Consider the following 14,497-nt stretch of genomic DNA (forward strand, 5'->3'; position numbering starts at 1 on the left):
ATGTCCAAAAACAATGTCATACCTCACCGGTGCCGGCAAACGAGAAAATTTCACGGGTGTTGAAAAAAATTCATCTTCACAGCGCGGCGACGGACGCCTCGCTGGCAAACGCGTAGCGTTCATCTTCCCAGCCGGTGATCCCACCGAGCATGATTTTGACCGGCAGCCCGAGACGCGCCAGCTTCAGCGCGGCTCTGTCCGCGCCGTTACAGTGCGGCCCTGCGCAGTAGACGACGAACAGCGTTCCTTCAGGCCATTGGGCCATGAGCTCAGCGGTCATCTGGCTCCATGGCATATGCAGAGCGCCCGGCACATGGCGACGCGCAAACTGCTCCGGGCTTCCCACAACGTGCAGTAAAACAAAGTCCTGCTCATTATGCGTGATGGCATGATGCACATCGGCGCAGTCGGTTTCGACGCTCAGGCGGCGCAGGAAATGGGTAACGGCTTCCTGCGGCTCGGCAGCCGGAAATTCAGTAACATAGCTCATGATCCTTCCTCATCTTTGGCGTTTGTGTTAACACTACTCTATCCACAAATTCAGCCCGTGAATGCGCTCGCTTATGCCAGAAAACAGCAAAAAGATGACAACGTTAAGACAGATTGCCCGCCCGAAGGTGGTGGTGCTGGCGTATGACGGTCTGTGTACCTTTGAGTTTGGGGTGGCGGTGGAAATCTTCGGCCTGCCGCGCCCCGAGTTGGGTGACGACTGGTATCGTTTTGCCGTGGCAAGCGTTGACAGCGGTGAGCTTCGGGCGACAGGCGGGATCCGTATCATTACCGATGGCGATCTCTCCCTGCTTGAGTCTGCCGATCTGATCGTGGTGCCGGGCTGGCGTGGGCTGGATTCGCCGGTGCCGGACGCGCTCTGCAACGCATTACGTCAGGCCAGCGCGCGAGGCTGTCAGTTGCTCTCCATCTGCTCGGGCGTATTTGTGCTGGCCGCCTCGGGGCTGCTGAAAGGACGTAAAGCCACGACGCACTGGCGCTACATTGAGACGCTAAAAACCCGCTTCCCTGACATCGACGTGGTCGAGGATGTGCTCTACCAGGACGAAGGCGATATACTGACTTCCGCAGGCAGCGCGGCGGGGATCGATCTCTGCCTTCACGTTGTACGAAGAGATTATGGGATGGAAACCGCAAACAGCGTGGCGCGTCGGCTGGTCATTCCCCCTCATCGGGATGGCTCTCAGCCGCAACAGCTGAGTCGCCCGGTGGCGCAGCTGCGCGAAAGCCAGCGCCTTGGTCAGCTGTTTGATTTTCTGCACACGCATCTTACCGAGCCGCACAGCGTCGACTCGCTGGCGCGCCGCGTCGGTATGAGTCAGCGCACGTTTCTTCGTCGCTTCGAAGCGGCAACGGGAACGACGCCTGCCCGCTGGCTACTCAATGAACGCCTGCTGCGGGCGAAAGATTATCTTGAAAGCAGCCGTTTAAGCATCGACAGCATCGCGGAACAGACCGGGTTTGGTCAGGCATCGACGCTGCGTCATCATTTCCGCCAGCAGTTCGCGATTTCCCCGGCCCAGTACCGTAAACAATTTTCTCATTCCGGTACTGCGCGCTGAGGCGTTAGTTTTATGGTTAATACGGAGCACCTGATGGTCACCACACACGTTTTTATCGCAACCAGTCTTGATGGCTACATCGCCAGACACAATGACGATATCGAGTGGCTGCTGCAGCGCGATGACCCGACTGAGGATCATGGCTATGCGGCGTTCATCGCGGACAAAGAGTGGATCGTGATGGGCCGGGGGAGCTATGAGAAGGTGCTGACTTTTGACACCTGGCCGTATGATCGGCCCGTGCTGGTCCTCTCCCGACGGCTGGCCGACACGCCGGTGCCCGACGCATTGAGGGGCAAAGTACAGTTTTCAGGCCGCACGCCAAAGGAGGTGCTCGACGATCTGACGATGAATAACGTCCATCGCGTCTATCTTGATGGTGGGCAGGTTATACAGTCGTTTCTGCGGGAAGGACTGGTCGCCGATATGGTGATCACGACCGTTCCTGTCCTGCTCGGCTCGGGTAAATCACTGTTTGGCGCCCTGCCCGGGGATATCGACTTGACACTGGTCTCCAGCCGCAGCTTCCCTTCGGGTCTGGTGCAGTCGCACTACCGACTGATGCCGTAAAACCACGGTAAACACTGCGCAAAAAAAAACCGCCAAAAATGGCGGTAAATGCTTGCATGGATAGATTTGTATTTTGGTCTCTACGTCCCGACACGACATGGCCGGGCTGCGGATCCCATACAACCTAACACCCGTTGTCTTAACGAAGGTTAAACAGCCTTTTTTAACCCGCATGGGTAAAGCTCTCTCATGACATGCAACGCGCCCGAAATCATACTCTTTGACATTTCCTTTGCGCTAATTTGAAGTTTTGAATAATAACCATAATAAATAATCGGCATGATCAAGCCGCAATGTTATTCGGCGGTGACTTCATGGTTAAAAAAGGTTTATCTCTCGTGATGCTGATCTGTGCCCTCTTTTCAGGCCAGCTTATGGCCGGGCACAAAGGACATGAATATCTGTGGGTAAAGAATGTGGAGCATCAGCTGCGTCATGAAGCCGACAGCGATGAATTGCGAAGTGCGGCGGAGGAGTCGGCGGAAGGTTTGCGCGAACACCACCTGTGGCAGAAATCGCGCAAACCGGACACGCACGTTCGGTAATTAGCTGCCCTTGCGTTTTGGCAGCGTTTTCATCAGATCGTCCGGACTGACGGACGCTACAATACTGCCGGGCTGCGGCATTTTGAAGATGTGGTTTTTCATCTTGCCAATCACATGCATTTCGCACGGACGGCAGTCAAATTTAAGGGTCAGCACTTCGTCACCGTTTACGAGCTGCATAGGGGTAGCCTTCCAGCTCTTGATGTTGCCTTTCGCCTGCTTAGGACACAGGTTAAACGCGAAACGGAGGCAGTGCTTGGTGATCATCACCGGCACATCGCCCTTCTCCTCATGCGCTTCATAGGCCGCGTCGATCAGCTGCACGCCGTGGCGATGATAAAATTCACGTGCTTTATGGTTATAGACGTTGGCCAGGAAGGATAAATGCGTATCCGGGTAGACGGGCGCAGGAACGGCTTCCGCTTTACGGCTAGCGCGTGGGTAGTTCGCCAGGCGCGCGTCATCCAGCATCTCGGCGGTTTCACGGCGGAACTGGTTGAGCAAACTGTTCGGTACAAACAGGGCATCCGGCAGGTTGACCTCAACGTTGCGGGCGTAGTAAATCGTCTGACCCAGCTTCGCAACACCATCCTTCAGGCTGTTGAGCGCTTTCTCCGCGTTGTTTGCCACCTCGAACAGGCCATCAAGCGTATGCGTTACGCTGATGCCGTCTTCACAGGTCATGGTCAGAATCAACTGCTCTTCCCAGCCGCCCAGTTCAATATCCACCGCAATACGACGTTCGCTGGAGGTTTTCAGCAGCGCTTGCTGCCAGTTATGATCGAGGTTACGGTTAAGCGCCGCGTTCGGTCGCGCCTTGTAGAGATCGGCCGGCATTTCATTCGGCCACACGCGGTAGCGGTTCTCGCCGGTTTTTTCGACCGTGTTGGCGCGGAAGCCCACCACTTCACGCTTAATCATCACGTTAAGGCCATCGCCGTTCGCCAGCGGCTCCGTCACCGCAACATCAAGGTGATCTTTCGCCACTTTCAGCACTTCGCCAACCGGTAAGCCGATAAACTTCGGTGAGTCAAACGCGCCGATATCCCCTTTACGGGCATTCACAAAATAGTCCGTGCTGCCGCGGTGGAACGTTTTGTCCGTCGACGGAATAAAGAAATGCTCGGTACGACCGGCCGACGCGCGCGCCAGGTCACCGCGATCCTCAATAATGGCATCCAGCATCTGGCGATAGTGCGCGGTGATGTTCTTCACGTAGCTCATATCTTTATAGCGCCCTTCAATCTTGAAGGAACGTACGCCCGCGTCGATCAGCGCGCCCAGGTTGGCGGTCTGATCGTTATCCTTCATCGAGAGCAGGTGTTTTTCAAATGCCACGACGCGGCCCTGATCGTCTTTCAGGGTATACGGCAGACGGCAGGCCTGTGAACAGTCGCCGCGGTTGGCGCTGCGCCCCGTTTGCGCGTGGGAAATGTTGCACTGACCGGAATAGGCGACGCACAGCGCGCCGTGGATAAAGAATTCAATCGTCGCGTCTGTCGCCTGGTGAATATCGCGGATTTGATTCAGGTTCAGCTCGCGGGCCAGGACGATCTGCGAAAAGCCGACGTCAGAGAGAAACTTCGCCTTCTCTACCGTGCGAATATCACACTGGGTACTGGCGTGCAGTTCAATGGGCGGAATATCCAGCTCCAGCACGCCCATATCCTGAACAATCAGGGCATCCACCCCGGCCTGATAGAGATCGGTAATCAGACGTTGCGCAGGCTCCAGCTCATCATCATGAAGAATGGTGTTCAGGGTCACGAACACTTTCGCCCCGAAACGGTGGGCGAACGGCACCAGTTCAGCAATATCGCTCAGGCTGTTGCTGGCGTTATGGCGGGCACCGAAGCCAGGACCACCAATGTAGACGGCATCTGCGCCATGAAGGATCGCTTCACGGGCAATGGCGGCGTCACGGGCCGGGCTTAAAAGTTCAAGATGATGGGATTGCAGGCGCATACTTCGTCGTTATCCGTTATGGTCAAAATGGCGGCTATTGTAGTCAGAAGTCTGCGTCAGCGAAACAGTTTTGCGTAGCCTCAGCGGGGATAATGAATCAGGGAGTGAAAATGCACCGTCCGGTCGCTGCTGTTGCGGTAGGCATGCGGTTTATCGCCGGCGAAGCGGACGCCCGAATCGGCAGAAATCGTCTGCCACTTGCCCTCGAGCTTCATCTCCAGCTCGCCGCTGATCACCACCACATGTTCAATCACCCCTGCCTCATGCGGCGTGGATTCACTCAGGGCGCCGGGGGCCAGGGTAATGGAGAAATAATCAAACCGGAGCGCCTCGTCCCACGGAAAGAGCGGCTTGACGACCATCGCCTGCTGCTGCGGGTCAAACACCGCCTGTCGGTCCGCCTCAGGCGTGATGAAGGCGGAAAACGGCACGTTCAGTCCTGTGGCAATTTTCCACAGCGTCGACACCGTGGGGCTGGATTCATTTCGCTCGATTTGCCCGAGCATGGCCTTTGACACGCCGGTCTCGTCCGCGAGCTTCGACAAACTCCAGCCGCGTGCCTGGCGCAGCGTTTTCAATGTGGTTGCAAGATGTCGTGTGATGTCCATGTTCCCTCCTGGTGACATTCAGCATACCACTTGTACGCTATAGCGCACAGTGCTACCTTATTTCGGACGTTATAACGCACAACGGAGTTTTCATGCGCCCTTCCTCTCATCTTATTCCAGTTGCACTGGCTGGATTTGTCGCCGTACTGGTCGGTTACGCCAGCTCGGCAGCCATCATCTGGCAGGCCGCCGCCGCGGCAGGCGCCAGCGCGCAGCAGATTGCGGGCTGGATGACCGCGCTGGGGATTGGGATGGGCATCAGCACGCTGGCGCTCTCCTGGTGGTACAAAGCGCCCGTACTTACCGCCTGGTCGACGCCCGGCGCGGCGCTGCTCGCCACCAGCCTGCACGGCGTCACGCTGGCGGAAACCATTGGCGTGTTCATCTTTGCGAACGCGCTTATTTTGCTCTGCGGCGTTACCGGGCTTTTCGCCCGACTGATGAAGCTGATCCCCCATTCGCTTGCTGCCGCCATGCTGGCCGGGGTATTGCTGCAGTTTGGCCTCCACGCGTTTGCGCATCTTGAGGGGCACTTTCTGCTGTGCGGCAGCATGATTGCGGCGTGGCTGATCGCCAAAGCGCTGTCGCCGCGCTATGCCATCGTGGTCACGCTCCTGGTGGGCGGTATGGTGGCATGGTTCGGTGGTGACGTTGTCACGGATAAGCTCACGCTTTCACTGGTGATGCCCGAATTTATTGCGCCCGCCTTCACCTTCACCAGCCTGGTGAGTATTGGCTTACCCTTCTTCCTGGTCACCATGGCCTCACAAAACGCGCCGGGGTTCGCCACGATGAAAGCCTCCGGTTACCCGCTGGCGGTCTCACCGCTCATTATCGTTACGGGGGGAATGGCGCTGCTGTTTTCTCCGTTTGGCGTCTTTTCAATCTGCATTGCGGCCATTACCGCCGCCATTTGCCAAAGCCCGGATGCACACCCGGATGCGGGTAAACGCTGGCTGGCGGCCATCGCTGCGGGAGGGTTTTATCTGCTGGCGGGAATTTTCGGTGGATCCATTACCGGGCTGATGGCCGCGCTGCCGCTCAGCTGGATCCAGACGCTGGCCGGTCTGGCACTGCTGGGCACCATCAGCGGGAGTTTATATCAGGCGCTGAGTCACGAAGCGGAGCGCGACGCGGCTATCGTCACATTTCTGATGACCGCAAGCGGCGTGACAATCCTGGGCATCGGTTCGGCATTCTGGGGGCTGGTGCTGGGCGGAGTATGCTACGCCCTGTTTTCACGCGCTCGCCGCGCGTAGTTGCGAAGGCGTCATGCCCGTCGCGCTGCGAAAGCGGTTGCTGAAGTGGCTGGCGGAGTTAAACCCGCAGGCAAGCGCGATCTCCGTCAGCGGCGTCGTCGTATGCTGGACAAGGGCTTTCGCTTTATCCATTCGCCTCTGCATCACATACTGATGCGGCGCCAGCCCCGTCGACTGGCGGAACATGCGGGCAAAATGGTATTCGCTGAGGGCAGCCTGCGCCGCCAGTTCGGCCAGCGTCAGGGGCTGCCCGAGATTCTCTTCGATAAAGGCGAGGACGTTGCGCAGCACAAACGGCGACAACCCTCCCGTGACAACCGGCAGCTTCCACTGCACGTTTGAGTAGTTTTGCAGCAGATGGGTCAGCAGCAGCGTGGAGGCCGTGCTCAGGGTCAGCTGGTTGGCGTGCTGCTGCCAGTCACAGCCCAGTAAAAACTGGCGATACAGCGTGGTGATCTTCGGATCGCTGCCAAAAATGCGCTCGTCCAGGGTCAGCGAAAGCGGTCGCTTGTCCCAGATTTTCTCCCCCACGTCGCGCAGGTGTTCATCGGTGCAGTAGAGATGCACAAACGACAGGTCATCACGGATGTCCCACGTCGATTCGCTCTCTTTGGGCATCAGGCAAAAACGGTCCGGCCCCCCACCGTTCTTCCAGCCGCCCGGCGTTTTTTGATAGCTTTCGTAGCCGTCCGCCACGTACAGGCTGAGGGTATGATGGTTGCTTTTAACGGTTATCGTGTCGTGCTTGTTGTACCACGCTGCCAGCTGAATACCCGAATTCAGCGAGACGGTTTCCCGCAGGACTGCATTCTGTTGGCAAAGCGTTTCAAAGGTATCGTAAGCGTGAGACATAACCGTTAGCGCATGAATGATCGGAATATCAGTCTAAAAAGAGTTGTCCCCCGTTGCCAGACCCCAGGGAAGAAAAAAGCGCAAGATTTTGCAAGTCACCCGCAAGCAGGTGAAAGCCCGTTACGCAGCTCAGCGCCATACTGGGGGCTTCCGCGGTTTGAGAAGAGACAACTATGAACGCATTATTATATGGACTCGTGGTCATTATCTGGGGAACCACCTGGATTGCGATTTTCCTGCAGCAGGGCCCCGTCGCGGCGCCGGTGTCGATTTTCTGGCGCTTCGCCGTCGCCAGCTTAACGATGATGGTGGTGTTACTCGCCCTGCGTCGCCTGCGCACGCTGGCGCTACGGGATCATCTTTTTTGCCTGCTTCAGGGATGCTGTGTTTTCTGCTTTAACTTCTGGTGTTTTTACACGGCAGCGGCACATATCAATACCGGACTGGAGTCGGTGATCTTCTCCATGGCGGTGCTCTATAACGCCATTAACAGCTTTATTTTCTTCGGACAGCGCCCGCCCGCGCGTTTCTGGACGGCGGCGGCACTGGGGCTGGTTGGGATTGTCACCCTCTTCTGGGACGATTTGCTGGCCAGCGGCTGGAGCGCGTCACTCCTGACCGGTATTGGGCTTTCCGCGCTCGGAACCTACGGCTTCTCGCTGGGCAATATGATCAGCATGCGCCATCAGCGCAGAGGCCTGGAAACCATGACCACCAACGCCTGGGCGATGCTCTATGGCACGCTGGTGATGGGCTGCATTGCGCTGTTCAGAGGCGATAGCTTTGTGCCGGAATGGACGGTGAGCTATCTCGGCGCGCTGGTGTATCTGGCACTGTTTGGCTCGGTGATTGCTTTTGGCGCCTACTTCACGCTGGTTGGACGTATTGGCCCAGGCAAAGCGGCCTACAGCACGCTGCTCTTTCCGCTGGTGGCGCTCTCCATCTCCACGGTCTATGAAGGCTACGTCTGGCATGTCAACGGTATCGTGGGATTAGTGCTGATCCTGGGAGGAAATATGGTGATGTTTACCAAACCGGAAACCTGGTTCAGACGCTTACGGATGGCGTAAATAAAAAGGCCTGCATTACGCAGGCCGTTTTATTTTATTTTGCGGTCTTTTTCACATCAAACATGGTGGCATCCGTCGCCATATCATCAACAACCTGCTTCAGCGTCGCAAAGGTCATTGGCGTGCTTTCGTTATTCAGCTCTTTACCTTCGCCTTTACGTACCACCTTCATGACCGGTTTGTTGGTGGCCGCATCGATCAGCTCGCCTTCAAAGAAGAGATGCGTATCCATGGTGCGGTGTCCGGTCGCCATCTGCGTACCGGCAACCACCAGCGCAACAGGCACCACTTCATAGAACTGCAGCCCCTCTTTCTGCGAACTCACCCCGGTAATCGCGCCGCGGAAAATCAGGCTATGTTTACCCGGCGTGGTCACAACCGGCTTACGCGTACCAATCGCCGTTTTCATTTTGTTATTGGTGTAATTCAACAACTCATCAAGCGTTTTTTGACCAATTTGCGTGGTCGGTTTTGGCGTTGGGTAATAGGTAATCGGTGTCCAGAGAATACTGTCGTAGTTAGCCTCATTATAAGAAGGATCAACCCAACGCAGCGTTGGTTTACCCGTCGCAGACGTTGTCTGCTGCAAGCCTGAGTAGTCTTTTAAAAAGCCGGAGTATTGTTCTGGAGCGGCGACTTTTGAAGAACAGCCCGCCAACGCCAACAGACCAGTAAGCACTGCAACTTTAAAAAAAGTTTGAGTACGCATGATAGTTTTCCATGTTATCTGCAAGTATGCATTTGAAGTTATAGCAAAAGACGGGCGGGTTTGTTGTGACAAAAAATGATGCGGTGAGCACAAATTGCAAAAAGATTGCCCGGACGCAAGCCGGGCAGTGAAAAATTACTGATTTATATCCACTTGCCAGAACAGATGTTTGCCAAACGGGTCGATTTCATAGCCCTTCACCTCCTTGCGTACCGGTTCGAAAATCGTTGAATGCGCAATCATCACCGCAGGCATCTGGTCATGCATCATCTGCTGCGCCTCTTTATACAACGCCACGCGCTTATCATGATCGGTTATCGATTTCGCCTCGGCAATGAGGCTATCGAAGGGCTTGTAGCACCATTTCGCCGAGTTTGATCCGCCGTTCGCCGAGGTGCAGGTAAAGAGCGGGCCGAAGAAGTTATCCGGATCGCCGGTGGCCGTCGTCCAGCCCATCAGCGCGGCCTGATGCTCTCCGCCCTTCACGCGTTTCAGATACTCGCCCCATTCGTAGGTAACGATTTTGGTCTGTACGCCAATTTTCGCCCAGTCCGCCTGAATCATCTCCGCCATGCGTTTCGCATTCGGGTTATAGGGACGCTGAACCGGCATCGCCCATAAATCGATGCTGACGCCGCTGGCAAAACCGGCTTCTTTCAGCAGCGCTTTGGCTTTTTCAGGATCGTAGTCGTAATCCTTAAGCTCGCTGTCGGCACTCCAGACGCCCGGCGGCAGCAGATTCTTCGCCACAGTGCCGGTACCGTGGAACACCGCATCAATAATGGCCGGTTTGTTGATGGCCATCGCCAGCGCCTGACGGACCTTCACGTTATCCAGCGGCGGCTTCTGCGTATTGAACGCCAGGAAGCCGGTATTCAGTCCGGCCTTGCTCATCAGGTTGATATCTTTGTTGGCCTTCATGCGCGGCAGATCGGCCGGGTTCGGGAACGGCATCACCTGACATTCGTTCTTCTCAATTTTGGCAAAACGCACGGAGGCATCCGGGGTGATGCTGAACACCAGCCTGTCCAGCTTCGATTTCCCCTGCCAGTAGTCGGCAAACGCCGTGAACAGGATCCGGGAATCCTTCTGATACTGCGCCAGCTTAAACGGCCCGGTGCCGATGGGCTCCATATCCACCTTCTCCGGCGTGCCCGCTTTCAGCATCGCGTCGGCATACTCCGCTGATAGGATCGAGGCAAAATACCAGGCCAGATCGGCGACAAACGGCGCTTCCGGGTGCGCCAGGGTAAAGCGCACGGTGTGGTCATCGACTTTATCAATGGCGGTAATCAGGCTGCCGAACTCCAGGCTTTCGAAGTTCGAGTAGCTGCCGTTAGAGACGTTGTGGTAGGGATGATTCACGTCTTTTTGCCGCATAAACGAGAAGATCACGTCATCGGCGTTAAAGTCACGGGTCGGCGTAAAGGATTTATTGCTCTGGAACTTCACGCCCTTGCGCAGATGGAAGGTGTAAACCTTGCCGTCGTCGCTCACCTCCCAGCGTTCCGCCAGGCTCGGCACCAGCTCCGTGGTGCCGGGTTTGAAATCGACCAGACGGTTATAGACCGGCACGGCGCTGGCGTCGACGCTGGTTCCCGAAGTGTAAAGCTGAGGGTTAAAGTTTTCCGGCGATCCTTCGGAGCAATACACCAGCGTTTTCGCAGCGACAGCGGAACTGACCGTGAGTGCCGCGAGCGCCAATGTGAAAGTTGTGAGTTTGCTTGTCATCATTTATTCCTGTCTTTTTAATTCGACGGCTAATTAATTCTTTTGCCATTTCATAAATAACATTAAAGTGATGTGGCAAACACCTGAAAAATAAATAAGGAATAAATCACTATGGGCTCGCCGCTTTCCAGACAATTAACGCACCGTTTTTTCCGCTATCTCGCGATCACCAGCCAGAGCGATCCCAGAGTCAAAACCCTGCCTTCAACGCCGGGCCAGCATGACATGGCGCGCGAGCTGGCGCAGGAGCTGGCACTGCTGGGGTTAGACGACATTGTGATAGATGAATTCGCCACGGTGACGGCGGTTAAAAAAGGCAACGTGCCCGGTGCGCCGCGCATCGGCTTTATTACCCATATTGATACCGTCGACGTGGGACTTTCACCGGATATTCATCCACAAATATTAACGTTTACCGGTGAAGATCTCTGTCTGAATAAAGAGAAAGACATCTGGCTACGGGTAAACGAGCATCCCGAAATTCTGGCTTATCCGAACGAGGAGATTATTTTCAGCGACGGAACCAGCGTATTGGGCGCCGATAATAAATCGGCGGTCACGGTGGTCATGACGGTGCTGGAAAACCTGACGGCGGAGCACCGGCATGGCGATATCGTCGTGGCGTTTGTGCCTGACGAAGAGATCGGCCTGAACGGTGCCAAGGCGCTGGATCTTAAGCGCTTCGACGTCGACTTTGCCTGGACCATTGACTGCTGCGAGCTGGGTGAGATTGTTTACGAGAACTTTAATGCGGCAGCCGCGGAAATCCGTTTTACCGGCGTGACGGCGCACCCGATGTCCGCCAAAGGCGTGCTGGTGAATCCCCTGCTGATGGCGACTGATTACATTAGCCATTTTGACCGCCAGCAAACGCCCGAGTGCACCGAGGGGCGTGAAGGCTATATCTGGTTTAACGGCATTCAGGCCGGACAGAACGAGGCCGTTCTTAAGGCCAATATCCGCGACTTTGATAAGGAGAGCTTTGCCGCGCGCAAGCAGCAGATTGCCGACGTAGCCGCACTGATTGCCGCCCAATATCCGACGGCCAGCGTGGACTATCGCATTGAAGATACCTACAGCAATATCAGCAATGCGATTGGCGAAGACCGGCGCGCCATCGATCTGATGTTCGAGGCGATGGAATCGCTCGGCATCACGCCGAAACCGACGCCAATGCGCGGCGGCACCGACGGCGCGGCGCTCTCGGCAAAAGGCCTACTCACCCCGAACTTCTTCACCGGGGCGCATAACTTCCACTCGAAGTTTGAATTCCTGCCGCTGTCGTCGTTTGAGGCGTCTTATAAGACTGCCCTGCAGATCTGCCTGCTGGCCGCCCGTTAAGCGGGCTTTCGTGCCAGCATCGTGGCAAAGCGCAGCTTGATGCGGTTGCCGTTTTCATCAGTGCGGTGCAGTTCGCCAACGTCTTCGTTGTATTTGAGCAACTCCCAGCCTTCGTAGTAGTTGCTCAGCTCACCGCTCCTGAAGGCAAACGGGAAGCCGACCGTGCAGGGGTAATCTGCCGTATCCATGGCGGCAACGATCAGATTGTAACCGCCCGGCGTCGTGCAGCGCTGCATATTGGCGATAAGGCCCGGGATGGTTTTTGCCTCCAGGAACATCATCACCACGGTAGAGAGAATAAAATCGTACTGGCCGTCAAAGCTCAGGTTGTTCAGATCCTTAATCGCGGTATGCAGATTAGCGATCCCTTCTTCCGCCTTGATGCGCTCGATATTGTCGATGCTCATCGGGTTCTGTCCCATGCGGTCACATCGTACCCGTTGGCCGCAAGGTACAGGCTGTTACGGCCGTTGCCGCAGCCCAGATCCAGCGTTTTACCGGGCTTCACAATCTCCGCGCTGTACAGCACCTCTGAATGGGTACGGGTTAAGCCATATTTCTCTGTGAAGTAATTCTCATCGACGGTCATTGTTTTTCCTGCGTTCGCATAAAGTGAAAGTGCATTTTACATGCCATTTTAAGGCGTTTACCGTCTGGTTGCCAAGCCGCTCGAAATGCGAAAACTTTGCTACGTTTAGTGAAGACGCTTATCAGAGACATGAAGATGAACAAATATCGCCTTAGCGACGAGACCCGCCTCTGGCAATGGAAAAACGGCGAAACCACCCACGCCACCACGCTGCGGCAGATTATCGCCACGGCGGACTTTAACGACGTAACGGTCGGCACGCGAGGCGGCTGGATTGACGATGAGCGCGCCCTCGCGCAGGACGGCGACTGCTGGATCTACGATGAAAACAGCGTGGTGTTTGCGGGGGCAGTCGTCTCCGGCAACGCGCGTCTTACCCTTCCATGTATCATTAGCCATGACGCGCATATCGGCGACAGCTGCTGGCTGGACGGCGCAGAGGTCAGCCACGGGGCGCGAATAAGTGACAACGTCACCATTCAGCAATCCTGCGTACGGGGCGAGTGTCATATCTACGGCGACGCGCGCGTGCTGCATCAGAGCGTGGTCATTGCCGCCAAAGGGCTGACGCCGGACCATGAACAGATCCTGCAAATTTACGACAAGGCTACGGTGAGCCAGTCGCGGATTGTGCACCAGGCGCAAATCTACGGCGAGGCGATGGTTAATTTTGCCTTTGTTGAACACCGGGCCGAAATTTTCGATAGCGCGATCCTCGAGGGTAACGAACTCAACAACGTCTGGGTGTGCGACTGCGCTAAAGTCTATGGTAACGCCCGGGTGATAGCCGGGTTTGACGACGATGCCATCCCGACGGTGCGCTACAGCTCGCAGATTGCGGAGAATGCCGTGGTCGAAGGCAACTGCGTCATCAAGCATCACGTCCTGATTGGCGGGCAGGCCTGGCTGCGCGGCGGGCCGATCATGCTGGATGATAAAGTGGTGATCCAGGGGCGCGCGCGCATCAGCGGAGATGTGCTTATCGAACACCGGGTTGAAATCACCGACGATGCGGTCATTGAAGCGTTTGCCGGCGAGAGCATTCACCTGCGCGGCGAAAAAGTGATTAACGGCGACCAGCGCATCACCCGCACGCCGCTGCTGGGCGCGTTATAGGGTATAGATCCGGCCGTAGATATTGACATCGTCAAAGCGGCCATTCAGGTATTCCGCTTCCCGCAGGCACCCTTCCAGCGTAAAACCGTTGCGCACGGCAACGCTGTTGCTGTGCTGATTCGCCACCCGACACTTGATCACAAAACGACGGATCTCACCGCGTTCAGCGTAGTAGCGCATAAACGCCTGCAGTGACTGAGAGAGAATGCCCTGACCCTGGTGGGCTTCATCCAGCCAGTAGCCGATGTAGCCGGCTTTGTTGGTCGGTTCAATGGTATTGAACGACAGGACGCCAACCAGCGCATCATCCTTGAAGATCAGAAACATTTTGGCGTAGCCGCGCTGGTGCAGCATCTGGTTACTCTGCACGTTACGGCGGGTATCCTCTTCGCTGCCCACGTGCTGTGCCCAGTCAAAGGCGGTTTGCAGAAAGGCTCTGTTTTTGACGACGAGATTGTGCAGGTCGGCGGTGTAGCGCTCTTCGACGGAACGTAGTTCGATGTGTTGTGAAACGGGGATGATTTCAGATGTCATGGTGCCTCGTCATCGCCCGGTGGCGCTGCGCTTACCG

At 56.1% G+C, this 14,497-nt stretch carries 14 protein-coding genes and 1 pseudogene; 7 read left to right on the plus strand and 8 right to left on the minus strand.

Annotated features, from left to right (window positions below):
• Nucleotides 1–76: 76 nt before the first annotated feature.
• A complete protein-coding gene (locus ACMGGE_RS05640; RefSeq protein WP_420293493.1) occupies nt 77–490 on the minus strand; it encodes a rhodanese-like domain-containing protein in 414 nt (137 codons plus the stop codon).
• 73 nt (nt 491–563) lie between these two features.
• On the opposite strand from ACMGGE_RS05640, the gene ftrA reads away from it, so the two are divergent.
• The 3 genes from ftrA (at nt 564) to ACMGGE_RS05655 (ending at nt 2,686) form a co-directional block, all read left to right on the plus strand.
• Nucleotides 564–1,571, plus strand: coding sequence for a transcriptional regulator FtrA (gene ftrA / locus ACMGGE_RS05645; RefSeq protein ID WP_420293494.1), 1,008 nt, complete (start codon nt 564–566; stop codon nt 1,569–1,571).
• 33 nt (nt 1,572–1,604) lie between these two features.
• On the plus strand, nt 1,605–2,141 hold the full coding sequence (locus ACMGGE_RS05650) for a dihydrofolate reductase family protein (protein WP_420293495.1): 537 nt from the start codon (nt 1,605–1,607) through the stop codon (nt 2,139–2,141).
• 314 nt (nt 2,142–2,455) lie between these two features.
• The gene (locus tag ACMGGE_RS05655; RefSeq protein ID WP_045910627.1) at nt 2,456–2,686 is read left to right on the plus strand and encodes a DUF2554 family protein; all 231 of its coding nucleotides are present in this window, start codon (nt 2,456–2,458) and stop codon (nt 2,684–2,686) included.
• On the opposite strand, the gene ACMGGE_RS05660 is transcribed toward ACMGGE_RS05655, so the two are convergent.
• Together ACMGGE_RS05660 and ACMGGE_RS05665 are read right to left on the minus strand one after the other, a co-directional pair.
• Nucleotides 2,687–4,651: a peptidase U32 family protein gene (locus tag ACMGGE_RS05660; protein WP_023618976.1), complete on the minus strand. Its 1,965-nt coding sequence runs from the start codon at nt 4,649–4,651 to the stop codon at nt 2,687–2,689.
• An 80-nt stretch (nt 4,652–4,731) separates the two neighbouring features.
• The gene (locus tag ACMGGE_RS05665; RefSeq protein ID WP_048223163.1) at nt 4,732–5,259 is read right to left on the minus strand and encodes a helix-turn-helix domain-containing protein; all 528 of its coding nucleotides are present in this window, start codon (nt 5,257–5,259) and stop codon (nt 4,732–4,734) included.
• 92 nt (nt 5,260–5,351) lie between these two features.
• Here ACMGGE_RS05665 and ACMGGE_RS05670 point away from each other — a divergent pair, with 92 nt between their 5' ends.
• On the plus strand, nt 5,352–6,518 hold the full coding sequence (locus ACMGGE_RS05670; RefSeq protein ID WP_262789522.1) for a benzoate/H(+) symporter BenE family transporter: 1,167 nt from the start codon (nt 5,352–5,354) through the stop codon (nt 6,516–6,518).
• On the opposite strand, the gene ACMGGE_RS05675 is transcribed toward ACMGGE_RS05670, so the two are convergent.
• Entirely contained in the window at nt 6,498–7,370 is an 873-nt protein-coding gene (locus ACMGGE_RS05675; protein ID WP_045910521.1) for a helix-turn-helix transcriptional regulator, read from the minus strand. The two genes, ACMGGE_RS05670 and ACMGGE_RS05675, sit on opposite strands and share 21 nt — an antisense overlap.
• A 173-nt stretch (nt 7,371–7,543) precedes the next feature.
• Between ACMGGE_RS05675 and ACMGGE_RS05680 the strand changes: the two genes are divergently transcribed.
• Nucleotides 7,544–8,440 (plus strand): DMT family transporter, encoded by an 897-nt coding sequence (locus ACMGGE_RS05680; RefSeq protein ID WP_008502257.1) that lies wholly within the window; start codon nt 7,544–7,546, stop codon nt 8,438–8,440.
• A gap of 34 nt (nt 8,441–8,474) precedes the next feature.
• Here the strand turns inward: ACMGGE_RS05680 and ACMGGE_RS05685 are convergent, their stop codons facing one another.
• Together ACMGGE_RS05685 and ACMGGE_RS05690 are read right to left on the minus strand one after the other, a co-directional pair.
• A complete protein-coding gene (locus tag ACMGGE_RS05685; RefSeq protein WP_045910520.1) occupies nt 8,475–9,149 on the minus strand; it encodes a DUF3313 domain-containing protein in 675 nt (224 codons plus the stop codon).
• Nucleotides 9,150–9,284: 135 nt separating this feature from the next.
• Nucleotides 9,285–10,880, minus strand: coding sequence for an ABC transporter substrate-binding protein (locus ACMGGE_RS05690; protein WP_196352387.1), 1,596 nt, complete (start codon nt 10,878–10,880; stop codon nt 9,285–9,287).
• A gap of 111 nt (nt 10,881–10,991) precedes the next feature.
• On the opposite strand from ACMGGE_RS05690, the gene pepT reads away from it, so the two are divergent.
• Entirely contained in the window at nt 10,992–12,221 is a 1,230-nt protein-coding gene (gene pepT, locus ACMGGE_RS05695; RefSeq protein ID WP_277718878.1) for a peptidase T, read from the plus strand.
• Here pepT and tehB read toward each other — a convergent pair.
• Nucleotides 12,218–12,810: pseudogene (gene tehB, locus ACMGGE_RS05700) on the minus strand (tellurite resistance methyltransferase TehB). The gene pepT and the pseudogene tehB sit on opposite strands and share 4 nt — an antisense overlap.
• A gap of 135 nt (nt 12,811–12,945) precedes the next feature.
• Between tehB and ydcK the strand changes: the two are divergent.
• Complete coding sequence (gene ydcK / locus ACMGGE_RS05705; RefSeq protein WP_048223154.1) at nt 12,946–13,926, plus strand: YdcK family protein; 981 nt, start codon at nt 12,946–12,948, stop codon at nt 13,924–13,926.
• Here ydcK and rimL read toward each other — a convergent pair.
• Nucleotides 13,921–14,460 (minus strand): 50S ribosomal protein L7/L12-serine acetyltransferase, encoded by a 540-nt coding sequence (gene rimL, locus ACMGGE_RS05710; RefSeq protein ID WP_063417384.1) that lies wholly within the window; start codon nt 14,458–14,460, stop codon nt 13,921–13,923. The genes ydcK and rimL overlap by 6 nt on opposite strands.
• Between the last annotated feature and the right edge of the window lie 37 nt (nt 14,461–14,497).

This window comes from Enterobacter sp. BNK-22 (genome assembly GCF_048684805.1).
GTDB classification, from domain to species: Bacteria; Pseudomonadota; Gammaproteobacteria; order Enterobacterales; family Enterobacteriaceae; genus Enterobacter; species Enterobacter quasiroggenkampii.

What these genes read in the sequence shown, in the direction of transcription:
- ACMGGE_RS05675 (WP_045910521.1), bottom strand. Translation starts at nt 7,370, where the DNA reads ATGTCTCACGCTTACGATACCTTTGAAACGCTTTGCCAACAGAATGCA.
- ACMGGE_RS05685 (WP_045910520.1), bottom strand. Translation starts at nt 9,149, where the DNA reads ATGCGTACTCAAACTTTTTTTAAAGTTGCAGTGCTTACTGGTCTGTTG.
- rimL (WP_063417384.1), bottom strand. Translation starts at nt 14,460, where the DNA reads ATGACATCTGAAATCATCCCCGTTTCACAACACATCGAACTACGTTCC.
- ftrA (WP_420293494.1), top strand. Translation starts at nt 564, where the DNA reads ATGCCAGAAAACAGCAAAAAGATGACAACGTTAAGACAGATTGCCCGC.
- ydcK (WP_048223154.1), top strand. Translation starts at nt 12,946, where the DNA reads ATGAACAAATATCGCCTTAGCGACGAGACCCGCCTCTGGCAATGGAAA.
- ACMGGE_RS05670 (WP_262789522.1), top strand. Translation starts at nt 5,352, where the DNA reads ATGCGCCCTTCCTCTCATCTTATTCCAGTTGCACTGGCTGGATTTGTC.
- ACMGGE_RS05665 (WP_048223163.1), bottom strand. Translation starts at nt 5,259, where the DNA reads ATGGACATCACACGACATCTTGCAACCACATTGAAAACGCTGCGCCAG.
- ACMGGE_RS05680 (WP_008502257.1), top strand. Translation starts at nt 7,544, where the DNA reads ATGAACGCATTATTATATGGACTCGTGGTCATTATCTGGGGAACCACC.
- ACMGGE_RS05690 (WP_196352387.1), bottom strand. Translation starts at nt 10,880, where the DNA reads ATGACAAGCAAACTCACAACTTTCACATTGGCGCTCGCGGCACTCACG.
- ACMGGE_RS05655 (WP_045910627.1), top strand. Translation starts at nt 2,456, where the DNA reads ATGGTTAAAAAAGGTTTATCTCTCGTGATGCTGATCTGTGCCCTCTTT.
- ACMGGE_RS05660 (WP_023618976.1), bottom strand. Translation starts at nt 4,651, where the DNA reads ATGCGCCTGCAATCCCATCATCTTGAACTTTTAAGCCCGGCCCGTGAC.
- ACMGGE_RS05640 (WP_420293493.1), bottom strand. Translation starts at nt 490, where the DNA reads ATGAGCTATGTTACTGAATTTCCGGCTGCCGAGCCGCAGGAAGCCGTT.
- pepT (WP_277718878.1), top strand. Translation starts at nt 10,992, where the DNA reads ATGGGCTCGCCGCTTTCCAGACAATTAACGCACCGTTTTTTCCGCTAT.
- ACMGGE_RS05650 (WP_420293495.1), top strand. Translation starts at nt 1,605, where the DNA reads ATGGTCACCACACACGTTTTTATCGCAACCAGTCTTGATGGCTACATC.